This window comes from Flavobacterium frigoris (assembly GCF_900111075.1).
GTDB lineage: Bacteria > Bacteroidota > Bacteroidia > Flavobacteriales > Flavobacteriaceae > Flavobacterium > Flavobacterium frigoris.
On record NZ_FOFZ01000002.1, the window covers coordinates 243,575 to 260,596 of the forward strand.

At 34.2% G+C, this 17,022-nt stretch carries 15 protein-coding genes; 7 read left to right on the forward strand and 8 right to left on the reverse strand.

Translation table 11 applies throughout. The features are described from left to right. Nucleotides 1–9 precede the first annotated feature (9 nt). On the forward strand, nucleotides 10–630 hold the full coding sequence (yihA, locus tag BMW63_RS04205; RefSeq protein ID WP_074721556.1) for a ribosome biogenesis GTP-binding protein YihA/YsxC: 621 nt from the start codon (nucleotides 10–12) through the stop codon (nucleotides 628–630). A 91-nt stretch (nucleotides 631–721) separates the two neighbouring features. On the opposite strand, the gene gldC is transcribed toward yihA, so the two are convergent. After that, on the reverse strand, nucleotides 722–1,057 hold the full coding sequence (gene gldC, locus BMW63_RS04210; RefSeq protein WP_074721558.1) for a gliding motility protein GldC: 336 nt from the start codon (nucleotides 1,055–1,057) through the stop codon (nucleotides 722–724). After that, nucleotides 1,057–2,013, reverse strand: a complete 957-nt coding sequence (gldB, locus tag BMW63_RS04215) for a gliding motility lipoprotein GldB (protein WP_074722048.1) — start codon at nucleotides 2,011–2,013, stop codon at nucleotides 1,057–1,059. The genes gldC and gldB overlap by 1 nt, the downstream gene beginning before the upstream one ends. Nucleotides 2,014–2,114: 101 nt before the next feature. On the opposite strand from gldB, the gene nadE reads away from it, so the two are divergent. Both nadE and BMW63_RS04225 read left to right on the forward strand, forming a co-directional pair. Beyond that, nucleotides 2,115–2,915 (forward strand): NAD(+) synthase, encoded by an 801-nt coding sequence (nadE, locus tag BMW63_RS04220; protein WP_074721560.1) that lies wholly within the window; start codon nucleotides 2,115–2,117, stop codon nucleotides 2,913–2,915. A gap of 90 nt (nucleotides 2,916–3,005) precedes the next feature. Further along, nucleotides 3,006–3,635, forward strand: a complete 630-nt coding sequence (locus BMW63_RS04225; protein ID WP_074721562.1) for a response regulator transcription factor — start codon at nucleotides 3,006–3,008, stop codon at nucleotides 3,633–3,635. Here BMW63_RS04225 and dnaG read toward each other — a convergent pair whose 3' ends face one another. The 5 genes from dnaG to BMW63_RS04250 form a co-directional block, all read right to left on the reverse strand. Further along, nucleotides 3,636–5,603: a DNA primase gene (gene dnaG / locus BMW63_RS04230; protein WP_074721564.1), complete on the reverse strand. Its 1,968-nt coding sequence runs from the start codon at nucleotides 5,601–5,603 to the stop codon at nucleotides 3,636–3,638. A gap of 111 nt (nucleotides 5,604–5,714) precedes the next feature. Continuing rightward, a complete protein-coding gene (locus BMW63_RS04235) occupies nucleotides 5,715–6,818 on the reverse strand; it encodes a hypothetical protein (RefSeq protein ID WP_074721566.1) in 1,104 nt (367 codons plus the stop codon). A 30-nt stretch (nucleotides 6,819–6,848) separates the two neighbouring features. Beyond that, nucleotides 6,849–7,550 carry a hypothetical protein gene (locus BMW63_RS04240; protein WP_074721568.1) on the reverse strand — a complete coding sequence of 234 codons (702 nt, stop codon included), beginning with the start codon at nucleotides 7,548–7,550 and terminating at the stop codon, nucleotides 6,849–6,851. Further along, a complete protein-coding gene (locus BMW63_RS04245; RefSeq protein ID WP_074721570.1) occupies nucleotides 7,537–8,097 on the reverse strand; it encodes an RNA polymerase sigma factor in 561 nt (186 codons plus the stop codon). The genes BMW63_RS04240 and BMW63_RS04245 overlap by 14 nt, the downstream gene beginning before the upstream one ends. A 208-nt stretch (nucleotides 8,098–8,305) precedes the next feature. After that, nucleotides 8,306–9,283 carry a polyprenyl synthetase family protein gene (locus BMW63_RS04250; RefSeq protein WP_074721572.1) on the reverse strand — a complete coding sequence of 326 codons (978 nt, stop codon included), beginning with the start codon at nucleotides 9,281–9,283 and terminating at the stop codon, nucleotides 8,306–8,308. Between the two features lie 219 nt (nucleotides 9,284–9,502). On the opposite strand from BMW63_RS04250, the gene BMW63_RS04255 reads away from it, so the two are divergent. From BMW63_RS04255 to BMW63_RS04265, 3 genes are read left to right on the forward strand one after another with little or no spacing between them, the layout of a single operon-like run. Continuing rightward, nucleotides 9,503–12,592, forward strand: a complete 3,090-nt coding sequence (locus BMW63_RS04255) for a SusC/RagA family TonB-linked outer membrane protein (protein ID WP_083380342.1) — start codon at nucleotides 9,503–9,505, stop codon at nucleotides 12,590–12,592. A 10-nt stretch (nucleotides 12,593–12,602) separates the two neighbouring features. Further along, nucleotides 12,603–14,009, forward strand: a complete 1,407-nt coding sequence (locus tag BMW63_RS04260) for a SusD/RagB family nutrient-binding outer membrane lipoprotein (RefSeq protein WP_175460256.1) — start codon at nucleotides 12,603–12,605, stop codon at nucleotides 14,007–14,009. 17 nt (nucleotides 14,010–14,026) lie between these two features. Beyond that, nucleotides 14,027–15,109, forward strand: a complete 1,083-nt coding sequence (locus BMW63_RS04265) for an alkaline phosphatase family protein (protein ID WP_074721576.1) — start codon at nucleotides 14,027–14,029, stop codon at nucleotides 15,107–15,109. Nucleotides 15,110–15,191: 82 nt separating this feature from the next. Here the strand turns inward: BMW63_RS04265 and rlmN are convergent, their stop codons facing one another. Next, nucleotides 15,192–16,235, reverse strand: a complete 1,044-nt coding sequence (rlmN, locus tag BMW63_RS04270) for a dual-specificity RNA methyltransferase RlmN (protein WP_074721578.1) — start codon at nucleotides 16,233–16,235, stop codon at nucleotides 15,192–15,194. Between the two features lie 81 nt (nucleotides 16,236–16,316). Between rlmN and BMW63_RS04275 the strand changes: the two genes are divergently transcribed. After that, complete coding sequence (locus BMW63_RS04275) at nucleotides 16,317–16,958, forward strand: O-methyltransferase (RefSeq protein ID WP_074722052.1); 642 nt, start codon at nucleotides 16,317–16,319, stop codon at nucleotides 16,956–16,958. The last annotated feature ends 64 nt before the right edge of the window (nucleotides 16,959–17,022 follow it).

Sequence of the window (17,022 nt, forward strand, 5' to 3'; positions counted from 1 at the left end):
CAAAAAAATATGAAAATCAATACCGCCGAATTTGTAATTAGCAACTCCGATGTGAGCAAATGTCCAAAAGACCGTTTGCCAGAATACGCTTTTATAGGCAGGTCTAATGTTGGAAAGTCCTCATTAATCAATATGCTGACCAACCAAAAAAAATTAGCTAAAACATCTGGAAGACCCGGAAAAACACAGCTAATTAATCATTTCCTAATCAACAACAATTGGTTCTTAGTTGATTTACCTGGATATGGTTATGCTAAAGTATCCAAAAAAACAAAATCAGTTTTCCAACAGTTTATAACCGATTATTTTGAAACAAGAGAACAGTTGGTTTGTGCTTTTGTTTTAATCGATATCCGTCATGAAGCTCAAACAATCGATATTGAATTCATGTCTTATATGGGAGAGAGCGAAATTCCTTTTTGTATAATTTTTACTAAAGCAGACAAGATCAGTAAAGTAAAAATTGATTCGCATATTGCGGCATATAAGAAAAGTATGTTTGCTAATAATTGGGCCGAAATGCCACAATATTTCGTAACCTCTGCAACAGAATCGTTAGGAAAAGAAGATGTTTTAAACTATATCGACGAAGTAAATCAAGAAATTTTCAAGAGCGGTGGTCAGTTTTAAAAAATAGAGCACGTTCACTTCCAAATAAAAAAAACATCCCAAAACTTAAATTTAAGCTTTGGGATGTTTTGCTTTACAGAAGAATTTGATCTTACTTCTTCAATTCTAGTTTTTCTGCAAAATACTCGCAAAAATCCCTCATAGTATCCGCCATTTTTTCATCATTTGTGGCACGTTGAAAAGTATCTGACATTGCCACCAAGGTTTGATGGAAGAAAATTTTCATTTCATCTACAGGCATCTCTTTTGTCCATAAATCAATACGCATACTTTCTTTGGCTTTACCATCCCACACAGACAACATAATTGCCTTTGCCTCTTCCAACTCTACTCCTCCGTCTTTTGCCGACCACAATAGTTTTTCCGGAACACGGTTTTCATCTAATTCTACAAGAAATTTAATTTCTGATCTGTTTTTATCTGACATTACTTTTTAGGTTTGTATTTTGATTTTTCAAATATTTCTTTAGCATTTGTATCTAATAATTGCTGCAAAGATACTTCATTGTTTTTCATATAGGAGCGAACTATTTGCCATCCTATCCAACCACCAACTTGGCCCGGTGTTTCATTATCGATTTCTAAATAAAATTTAGAAAAAGGTGCTGGACTTATAAAACGCGGAATCAGTTTTTGATCATCACTATAGAGCATTTCTTTTTCGATAAAATAGCGCCACATATAACTCTCATTTTGATTACACCACTCTATCTGCTCGTTTGTATATCCCATCTTATCGGCATCGCTATAATCAGGCAGCAACACATCCTTCATGTACAATTCCTTTCCTGAATTTATCATTTTAGACAATAAATTTTTAGAAGTATCTGGCGCTACTTTTCGTTTGTAAAAACTCGCAACTACGTCAGGCATAATTTGGCTTTCCTCGAAGTTCTGCTTTATATACTTAGGAAACTGATAGAACTTATGCTCTTTTCCCAAGTACATTTCGAGCGAAATAATTACAAGACTATCCGCATAAATGACTTTATTATTATAATCCATTTCAGAAATTACAGTAATCACTTTTGGCGTCTTCGTTTCAGGAAAATAATATTTCATATGCTTAAAAAGCTCTTCCAGGTCCTTTTTGACAGGTTCGAAATTCGCATATTTTTTCTGAACTTCTGAATATAATTCTCTCCAAAGAGGATCCTGCATTTTATTTAACCACACGGCGTCATCATTTCCTGGAGGAAAGAAAAAAGGAAACTGTTTTCTTACTTTATATAGGTCTTTTGGTTCCGTTTCAAAAAACACTTTATCGAATCGCTCTACCTTTATTTCTACAGCAACATCATTGATTGCATTCTCTGTTTTGCTTTTTTTACCACATGATAGTAAAAAAAGACATATAAGCATCAAAATGTGAGATTTTTTCATTATTTTTTTTTTAAATTTGCACTCTATAGAATGAGAAAAAGAAGCGCGCACTTGAATGATTTTGCAAATATACATTCCTGCTTGTTAAAACGTAAACTATTATGATTAAAAAAAACACGCTTCAAGTTGAAAGTGCGAACACCCATATTGTCAATTGGCTAAAAACATATGCTGAAAACGCAAAAGTAAATGGCTTTGTTGTTGGGATATCCGGCGGAGTAGATTCAGCGGTAACCTCAACTTTGTGTGCACAAACGGGACTAAAGGTTTTATGTATTGAAATGCCTATTCATCAACATGAAAGCCATGTTAGCCGCGGACGTGAGCATATTCAACAATTGAAAGATAGATTTTCAAATGTTTCAGATACACTGGCAGATCTAACATCTGTTTTTGAAACTTTCAAAAATGAGGTTCCTACTGACTTTGAAGAACATAAGCTAAATCTAACACTTGCAAATACACGTGCTCGTTTGCGAATGACCACTTTATATTATTTTGCAGGAGTGCATGGATTATTAGTAGCGGGGACAGGAAATAAAGTAGAAGATTTTGGCGTTGGCTTTTTTACAAAATATGGAGATGGTGGCGTAGACCTTAGTCCAATTGCCGATTTAATGAAATCGGAAGTATTTATGTTAGCCGAATACTTAAAAGTTCCTGCTTCCATTTTAAACGCGGCTCCATCTGACGGACTGTTTGGTGACGAAAAAACGGATGAAGCACAGTTAGGTGCTACTTATGATGAATTAGAATGGGCTATGATTCAAGACCAAGAAGGAAAAGCGATCACTGACTTCTCTGCAAGAGAAAAAATAGTGTTTGAAATATACAAACGCTTGAATAAAATTAACCAACACAAAATGAAAGAAATACCTGTTTGTTTAGTTAATCGGTATTAATAGTCTTTTTATCCATATAATTAGGAATAATACCTAAATTTTTTTATATTTAATAACAATTTGTGACAAAAAACTCTAAAACTAAAAATCATGATAAAAGTATGCGTAGCAGATAACTACCCGGTAGTTCATTTCGGAGTGAAATCGTATTTTAAAGATCACGCCGAAATATCATTAGTTGCCAATGTTGGTAATTTTTTAATGATTCGTGATATTCTTCTAACCAAAGAAATTGATGTTTTAATTTTAGACTTAGAATTAGAAGGTCTTTCCAGTATTTTTGAAGTCAAATCTATTTTGAAAAACTTTCCGAAGACGAAAATTATTATATTCAGCGGTCTTTCAGAACAGATTTATGCACCAAATGCAATTAAAGCAGGTGTTTCAGGATTTGTTCACAAAACAGAAAAATTGGAGACCTTAGGTCAATCAATTATTAAAGTGAATCAAGGAAAGATCATCATGAATGAAACCGTGAAGAAAAACCTAGCCTTAATTGCGAAACAAAGCAAAAGCGAACGTTTGTATCGAAAACTTTCCAATCGTGAGGTTGAAGTGTTGCGTTATTTAAGTGGAGGTAAAAAGAATCACGAAATTGCTGAAATTCTAGGCCTTAACGAGAAAACGATAAGTACCTACAAATTGCGTTTGTTAACGAAACTCAATGTTACTAATCTAGTTGATTTAGTAAACAAAGCAAAAACATTAGAAATAGTATAATTAAAATCGAGACATAACCCGTCCTAATTTTTTCGAAAAAGCAGAAGTTAGACCGAGATAATCTCTAATCATAGTCATAGGCTCCGTATTATCTGATTCAGATGTTATGGAGCTTTTTATTTCTTCAATAATTTTACCCACTAAATACCAGCGCAGCGTTAAAATAGTCTCTGAGACATTTTGACCTATCGTGTCCTTTTTATATTTTGGAAAAATATTTTGTCCCTCCCAATTGTGCAAAACAACTCTTTCATCTTCCATTAAAATATCAGTAACCTCTTGGGCAAACTCTGGCTGCAAATGCATCAAATATTGTTCTAAACTGAATCCATCATTTTGAAGAAAATAGTTAATCAGATCATTGAATATATCCCGAAACAACGGATTTGCTAATTCAACCTCATCTTCTTGTAGGCTCAAATAGATTCTATGAAATACTTTGTATTCCTTTTTTTCAATCACATGTTCAATCTCACCTTCTCCATTTGATTTTAAAAGTACATCTTCAAATTCTTCCGTTTTATCACCATAGAGAAGCAATATCTCTATTATTTTTCGTTCTAAACGATAAAGAATATCCACCTTTTCAGCATCGGTAGGATTTTCATTTTTCACAACTTCTAACGCCTTGTATTCTTGCTTTTGTTTTTTACCAACCTCAGCATTGTCTTTCTGAACTAACTGTGCCAAAGTACTGATTAGCACCTGCTCTGAAATATCCATTATTCGGGAACATTCCTGGATGTATATTTCACGTTGGATTCTATCTGGTATTTTAGAAATACTAACTACCATATCCCGAATCAAATCGGCTTTCTTTATTGGATCATTCTTTGCTTCATTCATCAAAAGCGATGCTTTAAACTGAATGAAATCTTTTGCATTGTTTTCGAGATAAGCGACTAAATCATCATGAGATGTTTTCTTGGCAAAACTGTCTGGATCTTCTCCATCTGGAAAAGTACAAACCTTTACATTCATCCCCTCTTCCAGAATCAAATCGATTCCTCGAACGGAAGCACGCAATCCAGCAGCATCACCATCAAAAAGGACAGTAATATTTTTTGTTAGCCTATTAATTAAACGAATTTGATCTGGTGTCAATGCTGTCCCAGAAGATGCAACTACGTTCTCAATTCCAGATTGATTAAACTGAATAACGTCAGTATAACCTTCGACCAAAAAACAATTATTAAGTTTGGCAATAGACTGTTTGGCTTGAAAGATCCCGTACAATACCTTACTCTTATGGTAAATATCGCTTTCTGGTGAGTTTAAATATTTGGCTGCCTTTTTATCATTGGTCAATATTCTTCCTCCAAAACCAAGTACCCTTCCTGACATACTTTGTATCGGAAACATAACGCGGCTTTTGAAACGGTCAAAGGGTCTGTCTTCTCTAGCAATTGTTAAACCTGTACTTTCCAGAAACTCTAATTTATAACCTTTTCCAAGTGCTTCTTTCGTAAAGGCATCCCAAGTATCCGGAGAATATCCAAGACTAAACTTTTCAATGGTTTCATTAGTAAACCCTCTTTCTTTAAAATAAGAAAGACCAATAGCTTTTCCTTCTTCAGATTTTAAAAGTGTTTTATGAAAATAGTCTTTTGCAAATTCAGAAACTAAGTACATACTCTCTCGAATATCTGTATTTGCCTTTTCTTCGTTTGTCTGCTCTGTTTCCTCTATTTCTATATTGTATTTCCAGGCTAAGTACCGAATGGCTTCTGGGTAGGTAAAATGTTCGTGTTCCATCAAGAAAGCAACTGAATTACCCCCTTTTCCAGAACTAAAATCTTTCCAAATTCCTTTGGCTGGGGAAACCATAAAGGATGGAGAACGCTCGTCAGAGAACGGACTTAGTCCTTTAAAATTACTTCCTGCCCTTTTTAATTGGACAAAATCACCAATAACCTCCTCTACTCGAGCAGTTTCAAAAACAGTATCTATAGTCGCTTTAGAAATCAATTTAATTTAGGGTAAAAGTTATAAAGGCTCAAAGTTACAAAGTTTTTAAATAGCAAAAACCCTTTCCTGATTCAATATCTGAAAGGGTTTTTTAACTAACTCAAACTAAACCTAATTAAAATCAAATCGAACGCCTAACGACACATTATTTTGCTTAACAGCATTGTCTTTGAACAGAGGATTTAAATCATATTTTAAATACAAACTGGTCGCTCCATAACCCACATAACCGCTTAATCCATATATAAAACTATCCACATTAAAATCACCTTTAGTTATTTCTCTCGACTTGTATTCATCACTGTCATACTTGATATATTGCTTCGATTTCAGGTTTGTTCCAACATATCCTCCTAAACCGAATCTAAAACTGTCATGTGTTTTAAAATAAGTCTTCCCATCTCTTAATTTCGGCTTGGTGAAGTCAAATTCTAAATGCAACGGAAAAACTAAATTCACATTCTTAAAACGAGAATCCTCTTGGCGAATTGGATTTACCTCCAAATTTGTTTGCTTGCCATCTATTACAAAACGCCTATTATCAGTAACTCGTAAATTATTGTACATTAACGAAAATCCATATTTGGCATGTAACAAATTGTTGTTTTTAAAAATCCTTGTATTGTATGTCAATCCCCATTCGTAGAAATGAGAACCCCAATATCTAAAATCTGATTTAGCTGCAGTACCATCTATAACAACATTATTTAAACCCGTTGCAAGAACCACTTGAGTTGTCGTTCTTTTTGACTGACGATCTTCTTTTTCACTTTGCCCTTTATAAACCTTCATAGAAGTAAAATTAATCTCCGTTTTATTTTCCCCAATGGAATCAGTGCTACCTCCTATAATAATCATTGTCCCGCCGGACCGATCTCCATCTGATTCCATATTGCTAATTTTACCCTCCACTTGCGCTTGCACTAAATCTTTTAGTTCCTCCTGAGAAACAGCGACTTTGTTTTCAATGATTGTTGCTCTTGCCTGCGCCAATTGTTGCTTTTTTAAATCAGCCTGTTCTTGTGAAATGCTTCCTTTTTCTAATTGGAGATTTACTTCCTCTACTTCGACTTTTAAGGCTTCTTTTTGCTCCTTAGTAACATTTTCAATTTTTAAAGCAATTTTTTTCGCTTGCTTTTCAAAGGTCTCTTGCCCTAGCATTTTACTCGCCATAAGGCATAAAAAAATTGCTAAGTAAATGGTGAAATTTCTCATGATGATTTAATTTTAAAATTGATTGATGATTTATTCTAGATTACGATTGGCAAAGGCCAATTTTACAGTTTGGTAATTTTTACTCACTTTACTAATTACTTTCTCCCTGAAAGAAAGTTCTAATTCAGTATCAACTTGCGACAATAAATACGATGCATCCACAGTTACCTTGTTACTTTTCATAACGACATCGCTACTTGCTGCAACTTGAGCAATTATTTCTTCAACAGTAGGCGTTGATTTCTCTGCAATTAACACAGACTTGTTTTTATTGTTTTGCCAATGTGGTGTATTGACTTGATTGATGATTGAACGCTCCGTTTTATTATTACTATTATTAGTTACTACTCTTTCTTTCTTTATGGTTTTATCAAGTCGCTTTTCTGATACTACCACTGCTTTTTCGTCAGGGATTGAAGCTGTATTCATCAATTCTCCTTCTTCTATCACTTTCTCCTCAAGACCTCTTTTTTCATTCTCTTTATGATGTATAACTACTCCATTTCCCTGCTCTATACTTTTCGTTTCTGTTAGATAACTAAAAACTGTCCCAATCAGTAAAAACCCAAATATACTGGCTGCTATATAAATCCAAGAGAAGTTCTTCTTCCTTTTTGTGTTTTGATCTTCATCTAACATCAGATCCAGTTTTCCCCAGGCTGCGCTCGAAGGCTGAATAGTGCTACTTTCCAGCTTCTGTTTTATTTGGCTTTCCAAGTTACTTAGTTCCATACTCGTAATTTTTTATTGTATTAATCTGCTGCTGCAAAATCTTTCTAGCGTGCGACAATTGCGATTTTGATGTGCCTTCATTAATCCCTAACATCGTGGCAATTTCCTTATGCTTAAACCCTTCGATGGCATATAAATTAAAAACCATTTTACAACCATCCGGCAGACTATCGATTAAAAGTTGAATGTCCGCTGTTGAAAATTCACATTCGATTGGATTAAAACTTTCTTCAACATAAATTTCATCTTCGATAAACTTAACCTTCTTATGAGCTCTAATATAAGAAATGCATTCATTGACCATTATTCGTCTAACCCATCCTTCAAAGCTTCCCTTATGCTGGAACGCTTTTAAATTTGTAAAAACTTTCATAAAAGCAGCAATCATGACATCTTCTGCTTGTTGCAAGTCTTTAATGTATTGCCTACAAATGCCTAACATTTTAGGAGAAAACCGACTATAAATAAACTGCTGTGCCTTTCGATTATTCTCGATGGCCAACCGAATCATTTCAGTTTCTTCTTGATGTAAGTTGATTACTTTCATTGTTAGTGTTCAGTGTACAGTTTTTAGTGTTCAGTTAAAACACTAATAATAGGCTTCTATATACATAGACGAGAATGGATGCAAAAAGGTTGCATGGAAAAATATAAATTAAAAAAATTAGACGGTCACACACTTGTAATAACAACATTATCAGTCATTTAAATCGATTTAAATAATTTTACAATTATCTTATTTTCTGACTAACTAATTATTTTTTTCTTTCGATTACATAATTCACCATCAAGATTAAGGCATCTTTGAAATCTGAATTAGGATAATTATCCAATAATAAAAGTGCTTCCTGCTGAAATTCAATCATTTTATTTTCGGCATAAAGCAATCCGTCATTATTTTTCACAAAAGCAATAACTTCTTTAACGCGTTTTTTGTCTTTGTTGTGATTTTTAATCGAATTAATCAACCATGACTTTTCTTTAGAAGTACAGGTATTTAGAACATGGATTAGTGGCAAAGTCATTTTTTGTTCCTTAATGTCGATACCTGTGGGTTTCCCAATAGCATCTTCAGTATAATCAAACAAATCATCTTTAATTTGAAAAGCCATTCCAATGAGCTCGCCAAACTTTCTCATATTCTCTACCTGAATCTCATCCTCAATAACTGATTTTGCTCCAAGAGCGCAACAGGCGGCAATAAGTGTAGCCGTTTTTTTTCGAATAATTTCGTAATAAATATCTTCTGTGATATCAAGCCTTCTCGCTTTTTCTATTTGGAGTAATTCGCCTTCGCTCATTTCACGAACAGCGATTGAAATTATCTTCAACAAATCAAAATCACCGTTGTCTATAGAAAGTAACAATCCTTTGGATAATAAATAGTCGCCAACAAGTACTGCAATTTTATTTTTCCAAAGCGCATTGATAGAGAAAAAACCTCTACGACGATTACTGTCGTCCACTACGTCATCATGAACTAAGGTTGCGGTATGAATTAGTTCAATAACACAAGCACCACGATAGGTTCTTTCATTAACTATTCCTGCAGAAACCATCTTAGCGGTTAGAAAAACAAACATCGGGCGCATTTGCTTGCCCTTTCGATTCACTATATAGTATGTGATTCTGTTCAACAACGCCACTTGCGAAGTCATCGATTCATAGAACTTTTTTTCAAAAAGTTCCATTTCTTTAAAGATGGGCTGTTTTATTTGTGAAGTAACATTCATTTAGAATTCAAAGTTACACCTTTTAACAAATATATATAGCCTTACCATTAATTTTAATACAATCTGTGTTAAATAATACACATCTTACAAAGCGTCCAAATCAGAAAATTTACACAGCTAACCTATTCTTAATTGTACTGAATACTTTGTTAAACTTAACTTAATCTAACCCGACAATCGGAATTTTAAGTTTGCCCAACAAAACAAAACAACAAAAAAATGAAGATTTCAAGAAAAAATTTACTCTTTCTTTTACTTTTATTCTGTGTGCATTTAGTGAATGCCCAAACAAAATCAATATCAGGAAAAGTAACAGATTCGTCAGGTTTCCCACTTACCGGTACAACTATTTTAGTCAAAGGCACGAAAACTGCAACCATTGCAGACGGAAATGGTAATTACAACATTAAAACTGAAAAAGGAAAAACATTAGTCTTCTCATTTATGGGCTTTACTTCTAAAGAAGTATTAATTAACAATGAAGAAAACCAAAATATAGTACTTGATGACAATTCAGTATCTCTAGGAGAAGTTGTTGTAACTGCTCTTGGAATTAAAAGAGATAAACGTGCGTTAGGATATGCGTCACAAGAGTTAAAATCAGATGATATTAATAAAGTGAACTCAGCTAATTTTGTTTCAAATCTAACAGGTAAAATATCAGGGGTGCAAATTTCTGGCTCTGGTAATGGAATCGCGAGTTCGTCAAGAATTACGATTCGCGGGGACAAATCATTAAACATTAATAACAATGGCCCCTTATTTATTGTAGATGGAATTCCTATTAACAATAACGTCTATGGCGTGGGAGGCTCTTCAACAAGTCAAGCTGATTTACCTACAGATTATGGAAATGGTGCGTCAGAAATTAATCAAGAAAATATTGAAAGTGTAAATGTACTAAAAGGGGCAGCAGCATCTGCTTTATATGGTTCTCGCGCTGCTAACGGTGTTATTGTAATTACAACTAAATCAGGCAAGAAAAGCAAAGGTTTAGGGGTTTCAATTTCCTCTTCTTTTATGACAAGCGAAGCATTAAGATTACCTGAAATTCAAGGTGTGTATGGCGCTGGTTCTAAACAAATTTACGATGCAGGTGCAGATACAAATTTAGGCCCTCGTTTTGACTCTGGCATTTCATTATTACAAAACGGAAGTCCAGGATATTCTGTAGGACAAGGGCAAGTATTACCCTTTGAATTTAGATACAACCTAAATGATTTTTTTAGAAAAGGAAGTTCTATTTCAAATTCAGTTTCTGTTTCTGGTTCTGATGAAAAAACGAATTTCAGATTGAGTTACGGAAAAACAACCAGCGAAGACATTGTTCCTAACTCTAATTTAAAAAGAGAAAACATCAGTTTGAATCTTAATTATAACATTTCAAATAAGTGGAAACTGGCTACTGTAGCTACATATACTAAAAGTTCCAGTGACAATACTCCGGTTACTGGCTACGGAAGCCAAGGTATCATGTATAATTTACTTTGGAACCATACCAATGTTGACTTAGACTGGCTGAAAGATTATTGGATTGTAAAAGATGTAAAACAAAATAGCATGTTTGGCTGGGGAGACAATCCATTCAAGATTGCTTATGAAAACATCAATGCCTTTAAAAAAGGGCGCATTTTTGGAAACATTTCCTCTACTTATGAAATCAGCAATGATTTCTCATTCATGGCGAGAATAGGTATGGATAATTCAAATGATTTTAGATGGTCACGCAGACCTATTGGATCGTCACGATACACACAAGGAATGTACCGCGAGCAAACCATTGCATTTACAGAATACAATGCTGATATGTTGCTTTCTTATGATCATACTTTTGGCGATTTCTCCTTTAAAATTTCTTACGGAGCAAATAGCATGAATCAATACACGTCTGAAAGTAAAATTGAAGGACAAGGAATTAGTATTCCCGGCATTTACAATTTGCAAAATATCAATGTGATGCCTATACAATCTCGAAACATTTACAAAAAGCGCATTAATAGTATGTATAGTTTGGTAAATATAGGATATAAAGATTACTTGTATTTAGACTTAACAGCTAGAAATGACTGGTCATCAACCCTACCTGCAGACAACAACTCTTATTTTTATCCTTCTGCTTCATTAAGTTTTATTCCAACATCATTATTTGAAATGAATGAGAATATTGACTTCTTAAAATTAAGAGTAAATGCTGCCTCTGTAGGGAATGATACTGATCCGTATCGATTAGTAAAAACTTATGATAACGGCTCTTTGCCAGGAACATTAACTAATCCTAATACTATTTTAAACAGTAATCTAAAACCTGAAATTGCCACCTCATACGAAGCGGGAATTGAAGCACAATTTTTTAAAAAGAGAATAACATTAGATGCAAGTTACTATATCACCAACTCTAAAAACCAAATTGTAGGTTTAGATATTTCTCAGGCTGCAGGTTTTAATTCTAATGTGATTAATGCAGGTAAAATTCAAAACAAAGGAATCGAAATCGGTTTAGGACTTACTCCAGTTAGAACCAAAAATTTTGAATGGTCGCTTAACGCCAATTTTACTCAAAACCGAGGTACTGTAAAAGAACTAACTCCAGGAATTGATAATTATATTATCGCCCAAGGCCCCAATGGAGGTACTATTGAAGCTCGTGTAGGAGAACGAATGGGAGATTTATATGGTCGTGGTTATTTAAGAAGTCCAGACAACCAAATTGTGTATGACAATACAGGATCACCAATATTAGATACTAAAATAAAAAAAATAGGAAACTATAATCCAGATTGGATGTTAGGACTTGCTACTAATTTAAGATATAAAAACATCAGTTTAAATGCGCTGTTTGACGTAAGACATGGCGGAAAAATCTATTCAATGACAAATGCTATAGGAATGGAAAGTGGCATACTTGCCGTTTCATTACCAGGCAGAGAAACAGGAATAATAGGCGAAGGTGTTGTACAAAATACCGACGGATCTTACAGTCCTAATACTACTTCAATAAGCGCTGAAAACTGGTATTACTCTAATGCGTTTCGTAGAGACAACATAGAGGCTAATTCATTTGATGCGTCTTATGTCAAATTAAGAGAAGTGAGTTTGAATTATAGATTTTCTGAAAAATGGACTAAAGCCGTAAAAATGCAAAATGTAAGCATTGGTCTAGTAGGGAATAATTTAGCGCTTTGGACGAAAGTACCTAACATTGATCCAGAAACTCAAGCAATAAGCGGCGGTACATTACTACCTGGATTTGAAGTATTGCAACTGCCTTCATCCAGAAACTACGGAATCAAATTAAATGCTTCATTCTAAAAAAATTATCATGAAAAAAATCATATTATTTACATTATTATTAAGCGTCAGTATTTCTTGTACTGATGGTTTTGAAGAAATAAACACTAATAAAAATCAACCTACTACCTCACAATCTAAGCAGTTACTACCTAACGTTATTTTTAACTTAGCAAACACTAACGTTACAAATTCATTCAACTTTGGTGACATTCTTGCTCAATATGGCGGTAACTACGAGTACAACGAACTAGACGTTTACAACTGGGGCGCTGACAATCGTTTTTGGGGAATGTACAAATGGCTTAATGATATTTATGACATTAAAAAACAAGCAATCGCATTAAATGATAAGAACTACGAGGCTATAAGTCTTATTCTTGAAACGTATACTATGAGCATTATTACTGATTCTTATGGTTATGCGCCTTATCTTGAAGCATCAAAAGGAGAAGAAGGAATTTTGAAACCAAAATACGATTCGCAAGAAGCAATTTACACACAGCTGCTCTTAAATTTAGATCAGGCAAATGCTATCATTGATACCAAAACAAAGGTTGAAGGCGACTTATTATTTGGTGGAGACATGTTGAAATGGAAAAAATTTGCCAATTCACTTCATTTAAGACTTTTGATGCGCATTTCTAATAAAGTAAACGTGAGTACTAAACTAAACGAAATCATTTCTAAACCTGCTCAATATCCTGTATTTGCATCTAATGCTGATAATGCTACTTATTTTTATTCAGGAAGTTATCCTAATATTTCTCCAATGAGTGATGGTATAAATAGATTGTATGGGTACAATATTGTTATTCCATCTACTAATTTGGTAAACACATTGTTTGCAAATAATGACCCAAGACTTGAAGAGTGGATTGATCCAATTGTAGGAACTACAAATCATTTAGGACTTGAGCCAGGACTTACTTTAGACCAAATAGGTGAGCCAAAAAAATATTCAAGAAGAGCCGAAGATTATTTCTATACCAAAACAAAAATAACGGCAATATTCATGACGTATAGCGAGCTGAATTTCTTGTTAGCAGAAGCAAGCCAGCGCAATCTTATTACAACGGGATCTGCTCAAGCGTATTACAATACTGCGGTAGAAGCTTCTTTTAAACAATGGAATGTGCTTATTCCTACAGATTACTTGACTACTACTGCTCCATATAACGCTACTACTGAAGTTTTATATACTCAAAAATGGTTAGCTTTATATCATACCGGAGTAGAATCATGGTTTGACTGGAAGAGAACTGGAAAACCTAGTTTTATTAAAGCGGGTCCTGGAGCAAAAAATAATGGCAAAGTTCCAAGACGCATTATGTATCCTAGCTTAGAACAGTCTGTAAATGCCGAAAACAATAGTGCCGCTTTACAAAAAATGGGTGGCGATGATATTAACGCAAAAGTATGGTGGGATAATTTTTAATTTTAAAAACAACAAACATGAAAAAAATATTTTTAATTTTGATTCTTTTTAGTGCTATTGTTACAAAAGCACAACAAGCTGAAAACATAATTATCATTACAACCGATGGTTTTAGATGGCAAGAGGCCTTCAAGGGAATGGATGAAACATTGGCTAGAGATAAAAAGTTTAATCAAAATGACAGCAGCTATATCTATAAAAAATACTGGGCTGAAAACATTAATGAACGCAGGGAAAAACTAATGCCTTTTATGTGGTCTGTATTAGCAAAAAAAGGACAAATTTATGGCAATAGAAGCCTTGGAAACAAGGTTAATAATGCCAATCCATACTGGTTTAGCTATCCTGGGTACAACGAAATAATGACTGGTTATGCCGATACATTAATCAATTCTAATCACTATCCTGTAAATCCTAATGTTACTATTTTAGAATATTTAAACAAGCAAGCAAAAATAAAAGGAAAAATAGCCGCTTTTGGCGCTTGGGATGCTTTTGATAATATTTTGAATGAAAAACGAGCTGGTTTTCCTGTAATCTCAGCATTTGACAATGTAGGTGGTAAAAATCCCACAGAGAAACAAAAACTAATTAATGCCATGCTAGCCGATTCTTTTAAACCTTTCCACGAAGAAGAATGCCTAGATGTTTACACACATTATGGTGCATTGGAAGAATTAAAAACAACTAAACCACGTGTCCTCTATATTTCTTATGGAGAAACAGACGAATGGGCGCATGCTGGTTTTTACCGTTCCTATCTAGATGCGGCACATCAAGTGGATGCGTGGATAAGAGAAATTTGGAATTTTGTTCAAAATGACCCACAATACAAAGACAAAACGGCTTTAGTTTTCACTACTGATCATGGTCGTGGTGATAAAGTAAAAGCAGAATGGACGAGTCATGGTAATAAGTTTCAAGGATCTGATGAAATATGGTTTGCAGCTATGGGACCAAAAATTGAAGCTAAAGGAGAAATGAAAACAGAATCTCAATTGTACCAAAATCAATTTGCACAAACAATGGCAAAAATTATGGGATATACCTTTGAAGCGGAGCACCCAATTGCAAAAGAGATTATAGGAGTAGTGCAATAAAAAAAACACTTATCAAAAAAAAGGGTTTGACTAATCAGTCAAACCCTTTTTTATTTCGATTCCCATCCTATATTTGATAAAACTAAGCTTGTTTATTCGCTAGTTGTCCGCAGGCAGCGTCAATATCTTTTCCTCTACTTCTGCGCACTTTTACCACAATTCCGCTTGCTTCTAATGCTTTAATATAAGCATTTGTCGCTTCCTCTGAAGCTTGCTGAAATTCGCCGTCATCAATAGGGTTATACTCTATCAAGTTCACTTTACAAGGAACGTATTTACAAAATTTAACTAAGGCATCAATGGACTCTTTATTATCATTAATATCCTTCCAAACCACATATTCATAGGAAATTTTGCTTTTGGTTTTTCTGTACCAATATTCCAATGATTCGCGTAAATCAGCCAAAGGGAAATTTTTACTGAAAGGCATAATTTTAGAACGGATCTCATCAATTGCAGAATGCAGTGACACGGCCAACTTGACTTTCACATCGTCATCTGCTAATTTTTTAATCATTTTAGGCACTCCTGAGGTGGAAACCATAATTCGTTTTGGAGACATTCCTAAACCTTCTGATGAAGTAATCATTTCGATTGCTTTCATCATATTATTATAGTTCATGAGCGGTTCTCCCATTCCCATAAAAACAATATTTGACAAAGGGTGATTGTAATACAAACGACTCTCTTTATCTATCGCCAATACCTGATCGTAAATCTCATCTGGCTCTAAATTTCTCATTCTTTTTAATCGTGCTGTAGCACAAAAATTACAATCTAAACTACAACCCACCTGGCTAGAAACACAGGCTGTTGTTCTGGTATTAGTAGGAATCAAAACAGACTCTACTACTAAACCATCATGCAAACGAACTGCATTTTTTATGGTTCCGTCGTCAGAACGTTGAATTGTATCCACCTTAATGTGATTGATAACAAAGTTACTTTCTAACATGGCTCGTGTTTCCTTAGAAATATTAGTCATATCCTCAAAACTGTGAGCCCCCTTGCTCCACAACCATTCGTATACTTGATTCCCGCGAAAAGCTTTGTCCCCATGGGTAACAAAAAATTCACGTAATAATTCTTTAGATACGGCTCGAATGTCTTTTTTCTCAATTTGCATGCTGCAAATTTAATGACTATTTCTTGATTTGTTGTTTTGATAATTTAATAACTTTACACCAAATTGAAAAAACCAGTACAAATGCACTTCATTTCCCAAGACTTAGAAGATTATATTGAGCAACACTCTGAAAAAGAGCCTGAATTATTAGCCGCTTTAAATAAAGAAACCTACCAAAAAATTTTATTGCCTCGCATGTTAAGCGGGCATTTTCAGGGACGCGTTTTGAGCATGCTAGCTAAATTGATTCGCCCAGTGAATATTCTCGAAATCGGAACGTATACGGGCTATTCTGCTTTGTGTTTGTGCGAGGGAATGCAAGAAAACGGCATACTACATACCATTGACATCAAAGAAGAACTAATTGATTTCCAAAGAAAGCATTTTGACAAGTCGCCTTGGGGAAAACAAATAGTTCAGCATCTAGGTGAAGCAGTGGACATTATACCTACATTGGATGTGAAATTTGATTTGGTTTTTATTGACGCTGATAAGGAAAACTACATTAATTATTTCAATATCATTTTGCCAAAAATGAATAAAGGAGGGATTATCCTTTCGGACAATGTTTTATGGAGCGGAAAGGTTCTAGAACCAATTCATCCAAATGATCTGAGCACAAAAATACTGGTAGAATACAATGTATTATTAAAAAATGACCCAAGGGTTGAAACTGTTTTGTTGCCTATTCGTGATGGATTGACGGTAAGTCGAGTATTGTAATTTTTATTTTTAGCCCAGATGGAAATAAAAATCCTTAGGGATAAAAATGAATTTTTTCTAAACA